The organism is Providencia sp. PROV130, assembly GCF_028482225.1.
Taxonomy (GTDB): Bacteria; Pseudomonadota; Gammaproteobacteria; order Enterobacterales; family Enterobacteriaceae; genus Providencia; species Providencia rettgeri.
The window spans coordinates 242,316-260,141 of sequence record NZ_JAMPQC010000005.1; the positions used below are offsets into that span (position 1 = coordinate 242,316).

Annotated in this window: 17 protein-coding genes; 5 read left to right on the forward strand and 12 right to left on the reverse strand. The window is 43.1% G+C overall.

Translation table 11 applies throughout. The features are described 5' to 3' along the window. Positions 1–23: 23 nt before the first annotated feature. The 5 genes from caiD to caiT form a co-directional block, all read right to left on the reverse strand. The gene (gene caiD / locus PSF28_RS05045; protein ID WP_210840192.1) at positions 24–809 is read right to left on the reverse strand and encodes a crotonobetainyl-CoA hydratase; all 786 of its coding nucleotides are present in this window, start codon (positions 807–809) and stop codon (positions 24–26) included. An 88-nt stretch (positions 810–897) separates the two neighbouring features. After that, positions 898–2,457 (reverse strand): crotonobetaine/carnitine-CoA ligase, encoded by a 1,560-nt coding sequence (gene caiC / locus PSF28_RS05050; RefSeq protein ID WP_210840194.1) that lies wholly within the window; start codon positions 2,455–2,457, stop codon positions 898–900. A gap of 71 nt (positions 2,458–2,528) precedes the next feature. Further along, complete coding sequence (caiB, locus tag PSF28_RS05055) at positions 2,529–3,749, reverse strand: L-carnitine CoA-transferase (protein ID WP_004914591.1); 1,221 nt, start codon at positions 3,747–3,749, stop codon at positions 2,529–2,531. A 63-nt stretch (positions 3,750–3,812) separates the two neighbouring features. Continuing rightward, positions 3,813–4,955, reverse strand: a complete 1,143-nt coding sequence (gene caiA, locus PSF28_RS05060) for a crotonobetainyl-CoA dehydrogenase (RefSeq protein ID WP_004914593.1) — start codon at positions 4,953–4,955, stop codon at positions 3,813–3,815. 34 nt (positions 4,956–4,989) lie between these two features. Then, positions 4,990–6,507, reverse strand: coding sequence for an L-carnitine/gamma-butyrobetaine antiporter (gene caiT / locus PSF28_RS05065; RefSeq protein ID WP_004914596.1), 1,518 nt, complete (start codon positions 6,505–6,507; stop codon positions 4,990–4,992). A 511-nt stretch (positions 6,508–7,018) separates the two neighbouring features. Between caiT and fixA the strand changes: the two genes are divergently transcribed. The 5 genes from fixA to PSF28_RS05090 all read left to right on the forward strand — a co-directional run bounded on the left by fixA (position 7,019) and on the right by PSF28_RS05090 (position 11,772). Beyond that, entirely contained in the window at positions 7,019–7,789 is a 771-nt protein-coding gene (gene fixA, locus PSF28_RS05070; protein ID WP_109911882.1) for a putative electron transfer flavoprotein FixA, read from the forward strand. Positions 7,790–7,800: 11 nt separating this feature from the next. After that, positions 7,801–8,742, forward strand: a complete 942-nt coding sequence (locus PSF28_RS05075) for an FAD-binding protein (protein ID WP_210837459.1) — start codon at positions 7,801–7,803, stop codon at positions 8,740–8,742. Between the two features lie 53 nt (positions 8,743–8,795). Further along, a complete protein-coding gene (gene fixC, locus PSF28_RS05080; protein WP_210837461.1) occupies positions 8,796–10,082 on the forward strand; it encodes an FAD-dependent oxidoreductase FixC in 1,287 nt (428 codons plus the stop codon). Continuing rightward, positions 10,079–10,366 carry a ferredoxin-like protein FixX gene (gene fixX, locus PSF28_RS05085; RefSeq protein WP_004914610.1) on the forward strand — a complete coding sequence of 96 codons (288 nt, stop codon included), beginning with the start codon at positions 10,079–10,081 and terminating at the stop codon, positions 10,364–10,366. The genes fixC and fixX overlap by 4 nt, the downstream gene beginning before the upstream one ends. A gap of 80 nt (positions 10,367–10,446) precedes the next feature. Further along, positions 10,447–11,772 carry an MFS transporter gene (locus PSF28_RS05090; protein ID WP_247605344.1) on the forward strand — a complete coding sequence of 442 codons (1,326 nt, stop codon included), beginning with the start codon at positions 10,447–10,449 and terminating at the stop codon, positions 11,770–11,772. A 294-nt stretch (positions 11,773–12,066) separates the two neighbouring features. Here the strand turns inward: PSF28_RS05090 and pgpA are convergent, their stop codons facing one another. The 7 genes from pgpA to secF form a co-directional block, all read right to left on the reverse strand. Next, on the reverse strand, positions 12,067–12,585 hold the full coding sequence (pgpA, locus tag PSF28_RS05095; RefSeq protein ID WP_210837463.1) for a phosphatidylglycerophosphatase A: 519 nt from the start codon (positions 12,583–12,585) through the stop codon (positions 12,067–12,069). Position 12,586: 1 nt separating this feature from the next. Continuing rightward, on the reverse strand, positions 12,587–13,570 hold the full coding sequence (gene thiL, locus PSF28_RS05100) for a thiamine-phosphate kinase (protein ID WP_210837464.1): 984 nt from the start codon (positions 13,568–13,570) through the stop codon (positions 12,587–12,589). Between the two features lie 243 nt (positions 13,571–13,813). Continuing rightward, positions 13,814–14,230, reverse strand: a complete 417-nt coding sequence (gene nusB / locus PSF28_RS05105; protein WP_210837466.1) for a transcription antitermination factor NusB — start codon at positions 14,228–14,230, stop codon at positions 13,814–13,816. 103 nt (positions 14,231–14,333) lie between these two features. Next, a complete protein-coding gene (ribH, locus tag PSF28_RS05110; protein ID WP_004905531.1) occupies positions 14,334–14,807 on the reverse strand; it encodes a 6,7-dimethyl-8-ribityllumazine synthase in 474 nt (157 codons plus the stop codon). 90 nt (positions 14,808–14,897) lie between these two features. Beyond that, positions 14,898–16,013 (reverse strand): bifunctional diaminohydroxyphosphoribosylaminopyrimidine deaminase/5-amino-6-(5-phosphoribosylamino)uracil reductase RibD, encoded by a 1,116-nt coding sequence (gene ribD, locus PSF28_RS05115; protein WP_272684736.1) that lies wholly within the window; start codon positions 16,011–16,013, stop codon positions 14,898–14,900. A 5-nt stretch (positions 16,014–16,018) separates the two neighbouring features. Continuing rightward, entirely contained in the window at positions 16,019–16,468 is a 450-nt protein-coding gene (gene nrdR / locus PSF28_RS05120; RefSeq protein ID WP_272684737.1) for a transcriptional regulator NrdR, read from the reverse strand. A 380-nt stretch (positions 16,469–16,848) separates the two neighbouring features. Beyond that, positions 16,849–17,817, reverse strand: coding sequence for a protein translocase subunit SecF (secF, locus tag PSF28_RS05125; RefSeq protein WP_210837472.1), 969 nt, complete (start codon positions 17,815–17,817; stop codon positions 16,849–16,851). Positions 17,818–17,826: the final 9 nt, after the last annotated feature.

Below are 17,826 nucleotides of genomic sequence, written 5' to 3' on the forward strand. Positions count from 1 at the left end.
AATTCACCTCGCTGCTAGCTTAACTAGCGCCCTTTCCAACTTGGTGAACGTTTTTCGGAGAATGCCAGTGGGCCTTCTGTTGCATCTTCGGAATGTAAAACTGCAGGGTAGTTTGTCAGTACTCCACTGCGCATTAATTTATAGCCCTCTTCGACAGTGAGCTCCCCTGTCGCGCGGAAAATTTCTTTTAGGGCAGCGACTGCTAATGGCGCACTTTGCGTAATTTGTTCTGCAAGTTCACGAGCTTTATCCATCAGACTCTCAATAGGCACCACATCGTTAGCAATTCCCCAACGTAAAGCTTCTTGTGCATCCATTCTTCTGCCAGTCATCACCATTTCATTCACGATTGGTGCAGGTAAAATTTTAGGTAAACGTAAAACCCCCCCGCTATCTGGAACAATACCGAGCTGAGCCTCAGGTAATGCAAAACTGGCATTTTCAGAACAAATTATCATATCTGCCGCTAAAGCCAGTTCAAAACCGCCACCAAATGCATATCCATTCACCGCCGCAATAACAGGTTTGTTTAGATTAAAAATTTCAGTCAAACCGGCAAAACCACCTGGACCAAAGTCAGCATCAGGGGCTTCACCTTCTGCCGCCGATTTTAAGTCCCAGCCGGCAGAGAAAAATCGCTCTCCTGCCCCTGTAATAATTGCAACACGCAACGAAGGGTCATCGCGAAAGTTAAGGAAAACTTCCCCCATTTTGAAACTGGTTTTTGCATCTATTGCATTGGCTTTAGGTCTATCGAGTATGATTTCTAAAATAGCGCCATTTCGGGTAATTTTTAATGATTCGCTCATAATATAATCCTTTCTTCGTCGTGCAGTGATGCTTCAGGTTGCAGGTATGCAACCCGAAAATGTATGCAAAATTAATCAAGTTTGTCGATTATTGCAGATGTTTTTTCAATACTTTTCCAGAGCAGTTACGCGGTAAATCTTTACGTACCTCAACACATGTTGGCACCTTAAATTTCGCCATTTGTTTTTCACAAAAAGCAAAGAACTCTTCCTGAGTTAAGGTCTCCCCTTCTTCAAGCACAATAAAGGCTTTAATCGCTTCATCTCGGATATCATCCGCAACGCCGATCACTGCTACATCCACAATGGCAGGGTGTGAGGCGATAATATTTTCGATTTCACTGCAAGAAACATTTTCCCCACCGCGTTTGATCATATTGCTGCTTCTATCGACAAAATAGAAAAAGCCGTCTTCGTCTTGGTAGGCAAAGTCCCCCGTGTGCATCCATCCCGCTTCATCAAAGGTTTTTGCTGTCGCCTCAGGGTTGTTGTAATACTCTTTAAAAAGGGTTTTACCACGCTCACCTTTCACACAGAGCTCACCAATAACCCCCGTAGCAACACGTTGGTTATTTCTGTCCCGAATTTGTGCCTGATAACAAAAACCCGGGCGACCAATGGACGGCCAGCGACGCATATCACCAGGCCGGTCACCAATCAAACCAACAATAGTCTCCGTCATCCCATACGAAGTTAAAAACCGCTTCACCCCAAACCGGGCCATAAACTGGTCGCGTTCCTCTTCACTTAAATTGAGGTAAAACATCGCTTCTCGTAAACAATGATCTTTTTCGTTATCCGCCAGCGGCTGGCTTAACAATGTGCGGATCATCATGGGGATAAGTTCGATGACAGTCGCTTTGTATTTCACCACTTGTTGCCAAAAACGGCGTGCGCTGTATTTCTCTAATAACACAAACGTCGCACCGACAGAGAATGCAGCCATAGAAGCTGTACATTGGCAGTCAATATGAAAAGCAGGCATGACCGTTAAATAAATATCATCAGAACGTAAGCTGTTTTGCCAAGAAGAGTAATAACCGGCAAAGCGGAGGTTATAGTGGGTAATAATTACCCCTTTAGGCTTCGAGGTGGTTCCAGAGGTAAATAAAATCTCGGCCGTATCATCGACACTCAATTCAACAAATTGAGTCAATTGCGTATGTTGTTGTGACTGTTCAAACCAAAAGTCAGAAATATGCTCTACGGGTTCAATTTGCGTATCTGCAATCAAAAAAATATGTTCTAAGCTTGTCGCTTCATCAGCGAATACTTGTTGATAAATATCTAAGAAAGAGGAATGAGTGACTACCATTTTGGGTTGGCAGTTCTGCATGATCCAAGCACTTTCATTGTATTTATAACGCGCATTAATCGGGACCATAATCGCCCCAATTTTAGCCAAGCCAAACCAGCAAAAGAAAAATTCCGGGCAATTATCTAAATGTAAGGCCACTTTATCGCCTTTTTGAATGCCATAGGCTAAAAAGAGATTGGCGGTGCGATTAATGTGCTGATTCATTTCTAAATAGCTGAACTTGCTAGTCTTTCCATCGCAGGATTCAAAGATAAGCGCCTGGCTGTTTCCATGGGTTAACGCTAAATCATCCCACATTTGACGCAAATTTTGTTTACCGATTACATCCATTAATTGTTACCCATCATTTCCCTGATGAATACTCAGCTCAATAGTCATCATTGACCTGAGTACCCATTCAATTAATCAACTATTTTGGCTAGCCCTTTATCGACTAACCCCCGAATATCAGTTTCGCTGTATCCAATATTTTTTAAGATATCTGTCGTGTCCATACCGTGTGATGGCATGCCTCGCCAAATTTGTCCGGGGTTATTTTTGAATTTAGGCATGACGTTAGGACCACGGCAGGTTTTTCCTTCCATTGTTTGCCAACTGGTAATAGATTCGCGTGCAATGTATTGAGGATTGGTTTCTAACTCAGGAATAGTAAGGACTTTGGCGCTAGCAATATTCAATTCCGCGAGTCTTGCTAACACTTCATCAATCGAACGTGAACCTAGCCATTCATCGAGTTTTTCTTCAACTAAAGGCCCATAAGGGCATTCCACACGGTGAATTAGCTGTGTGCCTTCCGGTATTTCTGGTGTACCTAACAGATGCGCCAACCCAATATCTTTAAAAATTTCCTGAATTTGCGTGATACCAACAATTTCCATCACGATATAGCCATCATTACAACTATATAGGCCACAACCTGCGTAATAGGGGTCTTTCCCTTTTGTCATACGTGGGCAGATCTCTCCACCATTGAAGTAGTCCATCATGAAGTATTGCCCCATACGCAACATCACTTCATACATAGCAACGTCAATGCTTTCACCTTTTCCAGTCTCACGTGCTTTATACAATGCAGCCAGTGCGGCAGTTGTCGCCGTCATGCCAGAAAAATAGTCTGCGGTATAAGGAAAAGCTGGCATTGGCTGGTCTTTATCACCGTTTTGAATCAGATAGCCGCTGAAGGCTTGAGCAATAGTGTTATACGCTGCGAGGTTGGTATATTGCGGGTCACCGTACTGCCCAAAACCAGATAAGTGTGCAATGACCAGTTTAGGGTTATGTTCCCAAAGTACTTCGTCCGTGATACCACGACGAGCAAATGCAGGGCCTTTACTCGCTTCAATAAAGATATCGGTTGTTTCCATCAGTTTTAGAAACGCGTCACGTCCTTCATCTTTGAAAATATTCAATGATAACGCACGTAAGTTACGCCGTGACAGCTGTGGGTAGTTGGGTTGAACGCGAATAGTGTCTGCCCAAGCGACATTTTCTATCCAGATCACTTCAGCGCCCCATTCTGCAAACATTTGCCCTGCAAATGGGCCAGCAATTTCAATTCCTGAAAATACCACTCTAACCCCAGCTAGAGGGCCAAATTCTGGCATAGGTAGATGCTCTGCCATGTTCTTATCTCCTGTGAAACAGGGTTGGCCTTCTCTTGAAAGCCATCCCATTACGTTCAGTTATTAGCGGTATTGTTTCAGTACGCTACGGCCTAATGTCAGTATTTGCATTTCATCTGAACCACCTGATACACGATCCACACGAAGGTCACGCCAGAAACGGGCAATCCGGTGCTCACCTGCAATTCCTACACCACCGAGTACTTGCATCGCAGAGTCCACGACTTCAAATGCCGCATTTGCACAGAAGTATTTACACATTGCTGCATCGCCAGAGGTGATCAATCCGTTGTCACTCTTCCATGCAGTTTCATATAACATGTTGCGCATTGAATTGAGCTTGATCGCCATATGAGCAAATTTTTCTTGAATTAACTGAAAACGACCAATAGCTTCACCGAATTGAACACGCTGATTAGCGTAACGAGCCGCATCTTCGAACGCACACATCGCTGTACCATAGTTAGTTAATGCCACTAAGAAACGCTCATGGTCGAACTCTTCTTTTACACGGTTAAAACCGTTACCTTCGCGGCCAAACATGTCTTTTTCATCCAGCTCGACATTATCAAAGGTAATTTCACAACAGCTATCCATGCGTAAACCCAGTTTTTCAAGTTTGTTCACCTTGATACCTGGTTTGCTCATATCTAAGAACCATTCGGTGAAAACAGGTTTGTCTGGTGAATCCGCATCGCGACTCATCACCACAATGTATGGGGTGTAAGCACTACTGGTGATAAAACATTTGCTACCGTTCAAATACACTTTGCCATTACGGCGTTGGTAAGTCGTTTGTAAGCTCCCCACGTCAGAGCCCGCACCCGGTTCAGTGATCGCCGAGTTCCACATTTGTTTGCCCGTACCACGGAATGCCATGATTTTGTCAATTTGCTCTTGAGTCCCTTCTCTAAGTACCGTATTAAAACCGCCCGGTAATTGGTATAACACATAGGTTGGTGCTCCAAGGCGACCAAGCTCCATCCATACCGCAGCAACGGTGATAAACCCTGCATTTAAGCCGCCATGTTCTTCTGGGATCAGCAGGTTATCGATTTCCATATCCGCTAAGGCTTTGACAAAGCGTTCAGGATATTTACTGTCGCGGTCACATTCGGCGAAATAGCTTTCCCAGTTTTCACTGGCCATCAGTTCACGGATCCCTGCGACAAACAGCTCCTGTTCATCATTCAATCTAAAGTCCATATCAATAACCTCTTAAATGTTGTTTTTGAATAAATTAGTCATTTTTCCAATGCACTTTGGCATCTTTAATAAAGGAGAGCGTTACCATGATGTTGACGAAAAAAAGTGGGCATCCTCCGGCAATTATCGCGGTTTGAATTGGTTTTAATCCGCCTAAAGCCAGCAAGACAATACCGATGACACCGACTAAGACAGACCAACCAATACGCACTAATAACGGTGGCTCATCGCCATCTTTAACTGCACGGCAAGTTGACATCGCGAGTGTGTAAGAACACGCGTTGATCAGTGTTACGGTGGCGATAAAGCAGAGGATGAAGAAGCCCCAAATTGTTGCAGTGCTCAAAGGTAAAGCAGCCCATGTTTCAATGATGGCGCGTGCGACGCCGAACTCTTCAATCAGCTTTGGAATATTAATAATGTTTTGGTCTACCAGTTGTAGGGTATTACTGCCTAATATTGTCCAAATTAGCGTAGTTCCTGCCGTCAAACCTGCTACCATGCCGATACACAGCTCACGGACGGTACGGCCTTTAGAGATACGTGCGAGGAAAATACACATTTGGATGGCATAAATTACCCACCACGCCCAATAGAATACGGTCCAACCTTGTGGGAAACCGCCTTTGCCGACTGCATCTGTATAGAACAACATGCGTGGCATATACATCATTAGAACCCCGATAGAATCGGTAAAATAGTTCACAATGAAGCTAGCTCCGCCAACAATAAATACCCATCCCAGCATCAAGAAACTCAGGTAGCTACGGACGTCACTGGCGATTTTCACCCCTTTTTGCAAACCAAAAGCCACACAAATTGCATTCAGGATAATCCAGCAGAAAATAATGATGGCATCGAGCTCAAGGGTATGAGGAATTCCAAACAGGTATTGAATACATTCGGTAACCAGCGGTGTCGCTAGCCCTAAACTCGTTCCCATTGCTAAAATCAATGCGACCAAGTAGAAGTTATCAATAATGGTTCCAAACCAGCCATTTACGTGTTTCTCACCCACTAATGGAACCAGCGTACTACTTGGGCGAATAACATCCATTTTACGAACGAAGAAAAAATAACCGAATGCGACAGATAAGAAGCTGTAAGTCGCCCATGGGAGCGGTCCCCAGTGGAATAAGCTATAGGCTAACCCGATATTTTTCGCTTCATTTGAATAAGGCTCAAAACCAAATGGAGGCGCAGATACATAGTAGAATATTTCAATCGAACCCCAGAAAAGTACAGCGGCTGAAGTACAAGATGCGAACATCATGAAAATCCAGCTTGCTCGGCTAAACTCAGGTTTTTCTTCCCCTAAGCGCTTCTTCGCATAAGGCCCTAAAATCAACCAAAACCAGCCACCAAACATGACAACCATATACCACTCAAATGCCCAGCCCCACACATTGGTGACATAGCTGAAAACTTGGTTGATAACTTCATTTGACGCATCTAAATCACGAACAGTTAACCAACACAGTAGTCCAACAATGATCAACGGTGGAAAAAAAACCTTCGGTTCTATTCCACCTTTTTTATTTTCTTTGCTCATAGTTCGATCCCAATTTATTATTTAATATATAAGCTTTAAAATAAATATTATTCTCAACACCTAACACTTACATTCATTTAAAACTTATATTTATTATTAAATCCCAACAAACCTAATTAAGTATTAATTCAAATTCTATCCAAATCATGTCTAGTCCCCATAAACAATTCTGTTATAAAGGTCACAATATTATTCGTGATAAATAATTGTTATTAACTTTAATAATTAAAACACCAATAAATACATAGAGATAAAATATTGTGTAACGTTAATGTTATTAAATACCTTCAGTATTGGTGATTCCAGTAGCAATATTGAACATTTCATTGATAACTAGATGATTTTTACAATATTGGTGAGTAGGGTATCAGTATGAATATTTAAACCCACTTTAATTTAAGGTTTTCAATATTGGTGACTTAGGTTTTATTTTTAAATATCCAGTTCATGATAATTATATAATCCGAAACCGAAACGGATCATATTTATTAATATTATTTTAGGAGATGTAATGAATATTATTACATGCTATAAATCTGTTCCTGATGAACAAGATATTATTGTAAATAGCGCAGATGGTTCTTTAGATTTTTCACGTGCCGATACCAAAATCAGTCAATATGATTTAAATGCAATTGAAACCGCTAATCAAATAAAAGCACAGCAAGCTGACAGCAAAGTGATTGCGTTAAGTATTGGTGGTAAAGCACTCACGAATATGAAAGCACGTAAAGATGTGCTATCGCGTGGCCCAGATGAGCTCGTTGTTGTGATTGATGACCAACTTGAGCATGCACTTCCCCATCAAACTGCCATTACCCTTGGTGCAGCGGCACAGAAAGTGGGCTTTGATTTAATTATTTGTGGTGATGGCTCCGCGGATCTCAATGCACAACAAGTGAGCATTTTATTAGGTGAAACGCTTCAAATTCCTGCCATTAATGGTGTGAAAAAAATTGTTTCTATCACAGCTGATACGGTCATTGTAGAACGTGAGCTAGAAGATGAAATTGAAACGCTATCCATGCCATTACCGGCCATTATCGCTGTAACCTCCGACATTAACGTTCCTGTTATTCCTTCAATGAAAGCCATTTTAGGTGCGGCTAAGAAACCTGTTCAAGCTTGGACGATGGCAGATATTGGCTTAGATAACGTTGCCGCATTATCGTCTCAATCTATCGCCGCGCCGAAACAAAAAGTCCGCCAGCGGGTCATCATTGAAGGTGACGGCGATGACCAAATTGCGCAATTTGCTGAACATTTAAGAAAAATCATTTAATCGGAGGAGTTATGAGCAAATTATCAACCGTTTGGGTATTTAGTGACATGACTTCCCGCTTACCTGAACTTATCAGTGGCGCCCTCTCGCTTGGCGAGCAAGTGAATGTTTTCGCCCTTGATGAAACACAAAGCTTACAAGCTTTCCAACTTGGCGCTTCACAAGTTTTTCTATTAACAGGTAAACCTGATGATCGCATTATTGAAGACTATGCGGACACAATGGTTTCCACCATCAAACAACAAGGCGACAACGGTTTACTATTATTACCAAACACCCGCAGAGGAAAATTACTCGCAGCACGCTTAGGTGCCAAACTGCAAGCTGCTGTTTCCAATGATGCTGCTGCAATCACAATTGAATCTGGAAAACCACTGATTAAACATATGGTTTATGGCGGCTTAGCCTTCGGCCAAGAAACCCTAGATAGCACATTTTCAATTGCAACCCTTACCTCTGGTACATTTGATGCAGCCCCAAGTGATGCATCACGTAGCGGCACAGCCCAAGCTACACAATGGGTTGAACCAAAACAATCTATTGTACGTACCTCGATTCAGAAAAAAGCAGGTAGCTCAGTTGAATTAGATAAAGCACGCTTAGTTGTCAGTGTCGGGCGAGGTATTGGTAGCCAAGAAAACATTGCTATCGCCAAAACGCTTGCCGATACCATCGGTGCTGAAATCGCTTGTTCTCGCCCAGTCGCAGAAAATGAAAAATGGATGGAACATGAGCGCTATGTGGGTATTTCTAACTTAATGCTCAAACCTGAACTTTATCTTGCCATCGGCATTTCAGGGCAGATTCAACATATGGTCGGTGCGAATGGCGCACAAACGATCGTCGCTATCAATAAAGATAAAAACGCCCCTATTTTCCAATTTGCAGACTACGGGATCGTTGGCGATTTGTTCAAAATCTTACCTGCGTTAACGCAACAACTGGCGAAATAAACTTAATAACAGTGAGGCATTTTCCTCACTGTTTTAGTGACCTTGGAGAAACTATGTCCGATGATATTTTTGATGCAATCATTGTAGGCGCAGGTCTAGCTGGCTCTGTAGCTGCATTGGTGCTTGCCCGTGAAGGTGCGCAAGTTCTCCTAATCGAAAGAGGAAACTACGCGGGCGGCAAAAACGTAACAGGTGGGCGAATGTATGCCCATAGCTTAGAACGCATTATTCCAGGCTTTACCCAAGAAGCGCCTATTGAGCGCATGATCACACGCGAAAAACTGTCATTTATGACCGAAACTGGCGCAGTTACGGTTGATTTCCAAAATGGCGCAGAACAAAGCCCAGATGAAACGTCTTGGTCTGTACTGCGCGGTAAATTGGATCCATGGCTAGTTGAACAAGCCGAAAATGCGGGTGCGCAGTGTATTACGGGTATTCGGGTTGATAAGTTAGTAGAACGCGATGGCAAGGTAGTTGGTGTTGAAGCTGATGGTGATGTACTTGAAGCTAAAGTGGTCATTTTAGCGGATGGCGTCAATTCACTGCTGGCTGAACAACTTGGCATGACTAAACGCGTCAATGCAGAACATGTCGCTGTTGGTGTAAAAGAGCTCATTGAGCTGCCAAAAGATGTCCTAGCTAACCGTTTTAACCTTAAAGAAAAAGAAGGTGTTGCTTGGCTATTTGCTGGTTCACCAACCGATGGCTTGATGGGCGGTGGATTCCTCTATACCAATGAAGATACCGTTTCACTCGGCTTAGTTTGTGGCCTACACCATATTAAAGATGCTAAAAAGTCTGTTCCGCAAATGCTTGAAGACTTTAAACAACATCCGGCTGTTGCACCTTTGATTGAAGGTGGAAAAATGGTCGAATATGCCGCGCATGTCGTCCCTGAAGCGGGTTTAAAAATGCAATCCGAATTGGTTCGTGATGGTGTATTAATTGCTGGTGATGCAGCAGGTATGTGTATGAATTTAGGTTTTACTATTCGTGGTATGGACTTAGCCGTTGCTTCAGGTGAAGCGGCAGCAAAAGCGGTACTTAGCGCAATGAAAACTGACGATTTCAGCAAACAAAATTTAAATCAATACCTCGCACTGCTCAACGAAGGCCCATTACGGGACATGAAAATGTACCAAAAAATGCCTGAGTTTTTGGATAACCCGCGGATGTTTTCTGCTTATCCAGAAATGGCGGTTGGTATTGCAAAAAAACTCTTCACTATTTCAGATGAAGCACCTGTTCCTTTACGTAAGACCATGTTACAACACGCGAAAAAAGTGGGCTTTATGAACTTGCTCAAGGATGGAATTAAAGGAGTCAGAGCAATATGAGTAATCCAGTCAACGTTGATGTCAAACTCGGTATTAATAAATTTAATGTCGATGAAGAAAACCCGCATATTGTGATAAAAGAGCATCCAGATATGAATGTGCTCGACACATTAACTAAAGCTTGCCCTGCGGGATTATATAAAAAACAAGAAGATGGCTCAGTACGTTTCGATTATGCCGGCTGTCTCGAATGTGGAACCTGCCGCATTCTTGGCTTAGATAGTGCATTAGAAAAATGGGAATACCCGCGCGGCACTTTTGGTATTGAATTTCGTTACGGCTGATTTATTTAGCCTATCTCTCGAAGCTAATAACTTCGAGAGTTTTCAAGCGTTTATTTGCGCTGATCAGGGATACATCCATAATGAAACCAAAAAGTTTTGATGATATTCAATTTTCCTCCGTTCACCGACGGATCATGCTGTGGGGTAGCGGTGGGCCTTTTCTGGATGGTTATGTATTAGTCCTGATCGGCGTTGCCTTAGAACAACTCACCCCCGTATTAAGTTTAAGTAGTGACTGGATTGGCTTATTGGGCGCTGCAACATTGGCGGGCCTGTTCATCGGTACTTCTCTATTTGGCTATATTTGCGACCAAGTTGGTCGTCGTAAAATGTTTTTAATTGATATTGTTGCCATTGGTGCCATTTCAGTCGCGACCATGTTTGTCTCAACACCGATGGAGCTGCTTATCATGCGGTTCTTAATCGGGATTGTAATAGGTGCAGATTACCCAATTGCAACATCAATGATCACCGAATTTTCCAATACCAAACAACGCGCATTTGCTGTCGGGTTTATTGCAGCGATGTGGTATGTCGGTGCCACCTGTGCCAATCTCGTTGGCTATATGCTATATGATGTAGAAGATGGCTGGCGCTGGATGCTTGGTAGCTCAGTGATCCCTTGTATTATTATTTTGATTGGTCGTTTTGATTTACCTGAATCACCTCTTTGGCTTATTCGCAAAGGGCGCGTTAAAGAATGTGAAAAAATGATGGAAAAGTTGTTTGGTCAACCCGTGGTATTCGAAGCTGAAGAACAACAAAAAACACACTTTTTTCAATTATTCACTAAGAGGCATTTTTCTTTCGTCCTATTCACCGCCATTATCTGGACCTGCCAAGTGATCCCGATGTTTGCAATTTACACCTTTGGACCACAAATTGTTGGGCAGTTGGGGTGGGATCAAGGAAAAAATGCTGCGCTCGGTAACGTAGTTATCAGCTTATTCTTCATGCTAGGCTGCTTACCTGCAATGTATTGGCTGAATAAAATGGGACGGCGACCATTATTGATTGGTAGCTTTGCCATTATGACCCTCGCACTTGCCATACTCGGGCTATTCTCAAACCTTGGTATTTGCCTTGTGATTATCATGTTTGGGATTTACGCTTTCTTTTCAGGCGGACCTGGCATTTTACAATGGCTCTACCCTAATGAGCTGTTTCCAACAGATATTCGTGCCTCTGCCGTTGGGGTCATTATGTCCATCAGCCGTATTGGAACCATTTTTTCAACGTGGGCATTACCGCTATTTATCACTAAATACGGTGTCAGTTCGGTGGTCTTGATGGGGGCTGGTGTCTCGCTAATAGGATTAATTGTCTCGATTTTATTTGCCCCAGAAACCAAAGGGTTAACCCTAGCACAAACCTCAGTGATGGGTATCCGGCGTGGAAAGAAGTAAAAGAAACAAAAGAAGTTACTACGATAAACAATCACATCAAATACGCTAAATAATTCGTGCAGCACCAAGGCAGCAAGAGAAACTAATCTCTAGGAGCATACATAAAGTATGTGACTAGGGTTAGTGAGCGCAGCTAACGCAGTGGCAGTGCGAAGTATGACGCGTATTTACACGCTAAATAGTTCAGATTGTAGGTAGGCGGCAAGCGAATAAGACCCTAGGAGCATACACAAGTATGTGACTAGGGCGAATAAGCGTAGCCAACACCCCTACAATTTGAAATATGACGCGTATTTAATTGGTTGAGAACGGCATAACCTCATACCAAACCAACAACCAAATAGTCACATAAGCAAAAATCGCCGCAATAATATCGTCAATCATGATGCCAAAACCGCCGCTGACTTTTCGGTCAAAAATCCTTATCGGCCATGGCTTCCACATGTCATATATGCGGAAAATAAAGAAGGCAGTGATAACCCATTCATAATCAACAACTGGGATCGCCATGAGAGTAATCCACATCCCGATAAATTCATCCCAAACAATGCTGCCATGGTCATGAATTTTCATATCATCGGAAGTGCGCTGGCAAATTAGGCAACCAATCCAAAAGCCTGCGACAATGAGTACCCACACACTCCAAATTGGCATGTTGGCCATTAATAACCAGAAAGGTATCGCAGCAAGAGAGCCCATTGTGCCTGGTACAATAGGTGAAAGGCCACTACCAAATCCTGTGGCCAATAAGTGCCAAGGATTACGCATATTCAGCCGTTTTTTTGCTTCTGCTTTTTCTTGGCGACTAGCCATTCTATGCACCTTCCGAAACAAAATGATCGAAACCTTTTAGGTTTACATCAACTTCTTGGTTATTGCAAAAGTAGCTAATCCCTTCAGACTGCGGCTTAATTTGCCCAATACACGTAAAGCCTGAGCCTGTATGTGCAAGTGCCATCTCTAGCGCCCCGCGGTTAATTTCAGGAACGGTAAAGCAAAGTTCGTAGTCTTCACCACCACTCAAAGACCATAAACGCCCTTGTTCGATACTACAACTTTGTTTCAACGCTTCTGATTGAGGCAATGCATCTAAATTAATGCGCGCACCACAACTACTCGCTTTCAAGATGTGGTTGAGATCAGAAACTAAACCATCCGAAATATCAATCGCAGAAGAAGCCAGGTTTCTCAACGCTTGGCCTTGTAAAATTCGTGGCTGTGGACGTAAATGGCGCGCAATTAGCCATTCTTGATGTTCTAAATTTTTAACATTCAGTTTATCTTGCAAAATAGCAAGGCCAGCAGCGCTATCACCGAGAGTCCCCGTGACATAAATCCAATCGCCATTACGCGCTCCAGCACGGGACATCGCTTTGCCGTTTGGCACTAAGCCATGAACCGTGTAGGTCAAGCTCATCGGGCCGCGGGTTGTATCACCACCAATTAATTGCATGCCATAATAGTTAAGCTGTTCAAACAAACTATCACTAAAAGATTGTAACCAATCACAATCAACACAAGGCAATGTAATTGCCAAAGAAACCCATGCTGGGTCTGCGCCCATCGCTGCGAGGTCACTTAAATTAGATGCTAATGATTTATAAGCAAGATCAGCTGGTGAAATGGTTGGTAGGAAATGAATACCAGAAACAAGAGTGTCAGTGCTTACAGCAAGTTGCTGTTTTTCTGGAATGGTCATCAACGCACAGTCATCCCCAATACCGATATTAACATCACGTCGGTTAGTGGTTTGACGGTTAAAATAACGCGCGATGAGGTCAAATTCGCCATATGACATGGTAGATTTTCCGTTTTCGCTATATCTATTTTCGTTTAAGACGAAGCAAATAATTTACACCCTAATAATTCAATAATAGGTAAATAGCACCGAATTGCTAACCTGAAGATTCTATCTAATTGGTTGCAATTATTCTTCGCTCACCGGCCATTGAAATATCGCGAGCATATAAACACAAAGGTAGACTGGAACCCAGCCTACCTATTTATTACCGTAGTGCTACAGGAGGGAACCCTGATATTATTATTTTTTACGGCGAACCGCAGGTGCAGCTTTGTCTAATACACCGTTAACGAATTTATGGCTATCTTCTGCGCCAAACACTTTCGCTAATTCAATACCTTCGTTGATTGCAACTTTATAAGGTACATCTTGACGGAAACTTAATTCAAACATGGAGACGCGTAAAATCGCTTTTTCTACCTGCCCTAACTCTTCGAGCTGACGAGATAAATAAGGCGCCATCTGTTGATCTAGTTTTGTTGCGTTAGTCGCAACACCTGATAACAGTTCACGAAAATAGTTTACGTCGACGTCTGACATGTCCTGTTCAGCAATAAACTCATATTCGACTTCAGCAATTGGATTGCCAGATAATTGCCATGAATAAATGGCTTGTACAGCACACTCACGAGCGCGGCGACGAGCAGCAGGTTTCACAAGATTCCCCTTAAATTTAAAAACTGTACACAATAAACACTTGTTGCATTGCGTAATCTACACCGTGATGGCGAAAAAACAGCAACATAGAGCAAATTGTGTATTATTTGCCTTTGATGGCTTTAATTACATTAATCATTTCAAGTGCTGTCAGTGCAGCTTCAGCACCTTTATTACCTGCTTTAGTACCCGCACGTTCAATAGCTTGTTCAATATTTTCAGTGGTTAACACACCAAAAGTCACTGGTACTTCACTGTTCATCGCAACATGAGATAAACCGGAGCTACATTCACCTGCAACGTATTCAAAGTGAGCAGTACCACCACGAATAACGGTACCTAATGCAATCACTGCATCATATTTATTCGTTTCAACCAATGCTTTTGTGGTCAATGGCAGCTCATAGGCGCCTGGAACCCACACAATTGTAATATTGTCATTTGAAACCTGACCAATGCGTTCTAACGCATCAACAGCACCTTCCAGCAGACTATCATTAATAAAGTTGTTAAAACGAGCGATAGCGATAGCAACACGCGCTTGTGGAGCAGCAACAACACCTTTAATTACGTTCATAGCCTTCCTCTAATATTAATTATAACCCGCGGGGCGCGGATTTTATCACATTCTTTCGTGTATCGTACGTATGATTTTCAAAAAAACCATTTACCATACGGGACGAAGCCTGACACGTAGGTCTGACCCGACTTGCTTCACTTCTGTAAATTCAAATTTTGGCGCATCAACAAGGCCGTTAAGCGGCGGAAAGTCCACCAAACCTCGAGCGCTGTCACCTAGTAATTTAGGTGCAATATAGACAATCAGTTCGTCAACTAAACCTAATTTAAGCAATGAGCCTGCGAGTTTTGCCCCCGCCTCAACCCAAATACTATTCACATTACGTTTAGCCAGTTGCATCATTAAAATAACCAGATCGGTGCCGTTTTCATCTGCTAGAATAGCGATTTGCTCAACTTTTCCTTGCCATACTGCATTTTCATCTGGGTTTGAGCGCACTAACCAACATTCACCATCTAATTGAGTAACTTTATGGTCAGGAGTCACTCGATTGTGGTTATCTAGCACAATACGAATGGGTTGGCGTACTTGGCTTTCTGGATACACTTGTTGGATATCTGATGGGAGCTCGTTCCAACGCACCGTTAAAGAAGGGTCATCAGCAACTACCGTGCTGCTCGTACTTAAAATAGCACTAGCCTCGGCTCGAAGAGCTTGTACATCTTTGCGAGCTGCGGAGCTGGTAATCCATTTGCTTTCCCCTGATTCAAGGGCGGTCTTGCCATCAAGCGAAGCAGCAAGTTTCAACTGGATATAGGGAAACCCGGTACGCATACGTTTTAAAAAGCCACGGTTCGCCGCTTCAGCATCGTCTAATAAAACATTACTACGTGTTTCAATTCCTGCTTGCGACAACATATACAGACCACGGCCTGCAACCTGAGGATTGGGGTCTTGCATGGCGGCAACGACTCGGCTTACACCTGCAGTAATCAGTGCTTCTGCACAAGGTGGAGTGCGGCCGTGATGACTGCAAGGCTCAAGGGTGACATAGGCCGTTGCCCCTTGCGCTTTTTCCCCTGCCATACGCAATGCGTGAACCTCAGCGTGGGGTTCCCCTGCTTTCTGATGATACCCCTCACCGACAATGGCACCATCACGCACAATCACACACCCGACATTTGGATTAGGTGATGTAGTAAAACGCCCTTTTCGTGCCAATTCAAAAGCACGAGCCATATACATGTTGTCTTGTTCAATCATTAGCGTTAATCCTGTAATTTAGCGATTTCTTCGCCAAATTCGCGCACATCTTCAAAGCTGCGGTAAACAGAAGCAAAACGGATATAGGCAACTTTATCGAGCTTTTTCAGCTCATCCATAACCAAACTGCCAATCAATTTAGATGGAACTTCACGCTCCCCCGTGGCTCGCAGTTGGGATTTGATTGATATAATGGCTTGCTCGATGTCATCTGAGCTAACAGGGCGTTTTTCTAATGCTTTTTGCATACCTCGGTTAAGCTTTTCTTCATCAAATGGCTCGCGAACGTCATCACTCTTAATGACACGAGGCATTACCAGCTCTGCAACCTCGAAAGTGGTAAATCGTTCATGGCAAAGCAAACATTGGCGGCGCCTGCGTACTTGAGAGCCTTCACCAACCAGACGCGAGTCGATGACTTTCGTATCTACAGCTGAGCAGAATGGGCAGTGCATAGCGTTTCCTGAATCTATTTACGGAGAACTAGTTTACCCTACTGTGCGAGAAAAAACACCCTAGAAGATGCCTCCTAGGGTGTTCTCGTTGCTCTTCATATTTCGCGTTGTAGGGGTGTTGGCATCGTTTATTAACCCTAGTCACATACTTTTGTATGCTCCTAGGGATTAATTACACTTGCCGCCTACCTACAACACGAACTATTTTGAGCACTAATTGGCTTAACTCTTTATTATTCCCGTTGTAGGGGTGTTGGCATCGCTTATGAACCCTAGTCACATACTTTTGTATGCTCCTAGGGATTAATTACACTTGCCGCCTACCTACAACACGAACTATTTTGAGTGCTAATTGGCTTAGTTATTCATCGTTTTTAAAACTAAGGCAGTAATGACTCTTGGTCAGCACCTTCTTTTTCGACTTTCGCTTGCATCAAGTGTTCACGCTTCATACCCATCTTCAATGCTAATGCAGAAGCAACATAAATAGATGAGATAGTACCGATAGTTACACCGATTAACATAACCAACGAGAAGCCTTCTAACATTGCGCCACCGAACAGGTATAGCATCAGAACCACTAACAATGTGGTGGCTGATGTCATGATGGTACGGCTCAATGTTTGCGTCAAAGAGACGTTCATGATTTCGTACGGTGTACCACGGCGTATTTTACGGAAGTTTTCACGGATACGGTCTGATACAACGATACTGTCGTTCAGTGAGTAACCAATAACTGACATCAATGATGCCACTATAGTCATATCTATCTCTATATGGAACAAAGACAGAATACCTAAAGTGATCACCACGTCATGCGCAAGAGATAACACGGCACCCGCAGCCAAACGCCATTCAAAACGGAAACCAACATAGATAAGGATACAAATCAACGCAGTTAACAGAGCCAAAGCCCCTGTTTGTGCTAATTCAGCCCCAACACTAGGCCCCACGAATTCAATACGTTTTACGGTTGCTTTATCATCCACATTTTGGTTGATAATCGTGATAATTTCTTTACCGACTTCTTGACCAGCAGTGCCTTCAATTGGCGGAATACGGATCATGATATCGCGGCTGCTACCAAAGTTTTGGATTAGTGGATCTTTATGATTCGAGTTAGACAAGCTATCACGAATTTTATCCAAATCAGCTGGCTGACTTAAGTTGATTTCAATTACCGTACCACCGGTGAAATCTAAGCCCCAGTTAAAACCTTTGACGCCAATAATCACAAAAGAAGCTATCAGTAATACGATAGAAATGCTAAAGGCAACGTTGTCCCAGCGCATAAAGTCATAAACTTTACGGCCATAGTTCAATTGTTCAACAGTATAATCCTGTGCCACAACGTGCTC

Bases quoted from the DNA above. Each gene is read 5' to 3' on its own strand.
- caiA (WP_004914593.1), bottom strand. From the start codon at position 4,955: ATGGACTTTAGATTGAATGATGAACAGGAGCTGTTTGTCGCAGGGATC.
- ribD (WP_272684736.1), bottom strand. From the start codon at position 16,013: ATGATTGAACAAGACAACATGTATATGGCTCGTGCTTTTGAATTGGCA.
- ribH (WP_004905531.1), bottom strand. From the start codon at position 14,807: ATGAACGTAATTAAAGGTGTTGTTGCTGCTCCACAAGCGCGTGTTGCT.
- caiD (WP_210840192.1), bottom strand. From the start codon at position 809: ATGAGCGAATCATTAAAAATTACCCGAAATGGCGCTATTTTAGAAATC.
- pgpA (WP_210837463.1), bottom strand. From the start codon at position 12,585: ATGGCTAGTCGCCAAGAAAAAGCAGAAGCAAAAAAACGGCTGAATATG.
- fixX (WP_004914610.1), top strand. From the start codon at position 10,079: ATGAGTAATCCAGTCAACGTTGATGTCAAACTCGGTATTAATAAATTT.
- caiC (WP_210840194.1), bottom strand. From the start codon at position 2,457: ATGGATGTAATCGGTAAACAAAATTTGCGTCAAATGTGGGATGATTTA.
- PSF28_RS05090 (WP_247605344.1), top strand. From the start codon at position 10,447: ATGAAACCAAAAAGTTTTGATGATATTCAATTTTCCTCCGTTCACCGA.
- caiT (WP_004914596.1), bottom strand. From the start codon at position 6,507: ATGAGCAAAGAAAATAAAAAAGGTGGAATAGAACCGAAGGTTTTTTTT.
- caiB (WP_004914591.1), bottom strand. From the start codon at position 3,749: ATGGCAGAGCATCTACCTATGCCAGAATTTGGCCCTCTAGCTGGGGTT.
- fixC (WP_210837461.1), top strand. From the start codon at position 8,796: ATGTCCGATGATATTTTTGATGCAATCATTGTAGGCGCAGGTCTAGCT.
- PSF28_RS05075 (WP_210837459.1), top strand. From the start codon at position 7,801: ATGAGCAAATTATCAACCGTTTGGGTATTTAGTGACATGACTTCCCGC.
- fixA (WP_109911882.1), top strand. From the start codon at position 7,019: ATGAATATTATTACATGCTATAAATCTGTTCCTGATGAACAAGATATT.
- nrdR (WP_272684737.1), bottom strand. From the start codon at position 16,468: ATGCACTGCCCATTCTGCTCAGCTGTAGATACGAAAGTCATCGACTCG.
- thiL (WP_210837464.1), bottom strand. From the start codon at position 13,570: ATGTCATATGGCGAATTTGACCTCATCGCGCGTTATTTTAACCGTCAA.